Here is a 2,471-nt window from a genome sequence, read left to right on the forward strand (position 1 = left end):
TCGGGGCTGCGGGTGGTCACGTAGGGCTCGCCGGCCCGGAGCAGGACCTCGCTGGAGAAGCCGGGGCCGTCGTCGCGGATCTCGAGCCAGACCCGCTCCAGGGTCCAGCGCGCCTCGATCACGACCCGCGCGTTCGCGAAGTCGACGGCGTTGTCGACGATGTTGCCGAGCCCGAACATCACACCCGGATTGCGCCGGCAGACCGGCTCGGGGCCGTCGCCGTGGTTCGAGACGTCGAGGAGGATACCCATGGCGCGCTGGGGTTCGACGAGTTCCTCCACGAGGTGGCTGAGCCCGACCGTCTGGAGGAAACCGGCCTCGTCGCTGTCCAGCGAGGTCAGTTTCGAGAGGATGCCGCGGCAGCGGTCGACCTGATCGCGCAGGAGCGCGAGGTCGTCGCGAACGGCGGGGCTGGCCGTGGTGGCGAGCTGGCGGGTGAGTTCCTTGGTGACGACCATGATGGTGCCCAGGGGCGTCCCGAGTTCGTGGGCCGCCGCCGCCGCGAGGCCGTCGAGCTGCGACAGGTGCTGCTCGCGGGCGAGCACGAGTTCGGTGGCGGCGAGGGCCTGGGCGAGCTGGCGCGTCTCCTCCGCCACTTTCCAGGCATAGACCCCCGTGAAGGCGGTGCCGAGCAGGATCGCGGTCCAGATGCCGGAGATGTAGAGGAACGGCAGTTCGAGCCGTCCGTCCGCGAACCAGGGCAGGGGGCGGTGCACCAGGGCCAGGAGGGTCGCCAGACCGATGGCCAGGAGCCCGAGGGCGAGCGTCCGCTCCGGCGGCAGGGCCGTGGCTGAGATCAGCACGGGCGCCAGGAACAGGAGTGAGAACGGGTTCTGCAGCCCGCCCGTGAGGAACAGCAGCGCCGCGAGCTGGATGATGTCGAAGGCGAGCAGGAGAGCCGCCGAATCGTCGCTGAGGCGGTAGCTCGCCGGGAAGCGGATACGGAGCGCCAGGTTGAGCCAGGACGAGGTCGCGATGACGAGGAAGCACCAGCCGAACGGGAGGGGCAGCCCGAGACCGAATTGCGCGCCCACCACCGCCGCGCTCTGGCCGGTGATCGCGAGCCAGCGCAGCCGCACGAAGGTGTCGAGCCGCAGGTGGCGGGCGTCGCGGACGAAGCCGCTGGTGCTCATGTCGATCATGTCTCGGAAACGATAGGGCTTGGTTGTCTCGCGTCCATCCCCGCATCGGCGTTGCACGGCTCTCGCGGCGATTGCATTTGTTTTAGATCGAAGGGAACGAAGGCCGGAGATTCGGTCCGGACCGGTGCGTCGCGCGCCGCATGGACCATGGCACCGGCACAAGGGGGAGCGGCGCGTGAACCTGTCCTATTACTGGTACGAGGCGGCCCGGATCATGACCACGCCGGCGCGCCTCGTCGCCGACATGGCCAAGCACAGCTTGCAGAATCCAGCCAATCCGCTGGCCTATTCGCCCTATGCGCGCTCTGTGGCAGCGGCCTGCGAGATGTTCGAGCGGGTGACCCGGCGCTACGGCAAGCCGAGCTTCGGCCTCGCCACCACGCAGGTGGACGGGGTCAGCGTGCCGGTGAGCGAGCGCGTGGTCTGGGAGCGCCCGTTCTGCCGCATCGTCACCTTCGACAGGGGCTTCGTGCGCGGGCCCGCCGAGGCACAACCCAAGCTCCTGATCGTGGCGCCCATGTCGGGCCATTATGCCACGCTGCTGCGGGGCACCGTCGAGGCGATGCTGCCGAGCCATCAGGTCTTCATCACCGATTGGGTCGATGCCCGCATGGTGCCGCTCACGGCCGGGCGCTTCGATCTCGGCACGTATATCGACTACCTGCTCGACGCCTTCCGCGACCTCGGGCCCGATCTCCACGTCATGGCCGTGTGCCAGCCCGCGGTCCCGGTCCTGGCCGCGATCGCCGTGATGGAGGCGCAGGGCTACGAGCCCGTGCCGCGCTCGATGACCCTGATGGGCGGGCCCATCGACACCCGCCGCTCCCCCACGGCCGTGAACTGCCTCGCCCAGGAGCGCGGCACGGCCTGGTTCGAGCGCAACTGCATCACCACCGTGCCGGCCGGGTATCCGGGTGCCTGGCGCAGCGTCTATCCGGGCTTCTTCCAGCTCTCGGGCTTCATGGCGATGAACCTCGACCGGCACGTCAACGCCCATACGGAGATGTTCGACCATCTCGTGAAGGGCGACGGCGATTCGGCGGAGAAGCACCGCGATTTCTACGACGAGTACCTCGCGGTGATGGACCTCACCGCCGAGTTCTACCTCCAGACCGTGAAGACGGTCTTCGTCGACCACGCTCTGCCGCAGGGAGCGATGATCCATCGGGGGGCCCGCGTGGATCTCTCCGCCATTCGCACCTGCGCGATCCTCGCCGTCGAGGGCGAGAACGACGACATCTCCGGCGTCGGCCAGACGCTGGCCGCCCTGGACCTGACGCCGAACCTGCCCACCGAGCGCAAGGCCTATCACCTGCAGAAGGGTGTCGG

General features: G+C 68.8%; 2 protein-coding genes. One reads left to right on the forward strand and one right to left on the reverse strand.

Translation table 11 applies throughout. From position 1 onward, the window contains the following. Positions 1 to 1,142, reverse strand: a 1,142-nt coding sequence (locus tag K2X24_RS11580) for an ActS/PrrB/RegB family redox-sensitive histidine kinase (RefSeq protein WP_292498060.1), incomplete at its 3' end; no start/stop codon positions are given. 175 nt (positions 1,143 to 1,317) lie between these two features. Here K2X24_RS11580 and phaZ point away from each other — a divergent pair. Then, a partial coding sequence (phaZ, locus tag K2X24_RS11585; RefSeq protein WP_292498063.1) for a polyhydroxyalkanoate depolymerase occupies positions 1,318 to 2,471 on the forward strand: 1,154 nt, incomplete at its 3' end.

Origin of the sequence: Methylobacterium sp., assembly GCF_019750675.1 — a bacterium.
In the GTDB taxonomy this organism is placed as follows: Bacteria; Pseudomonadota; Alphaproteobacteria; order Rhizobiales; family Beijerinckiaceae; genus Methylobacterium.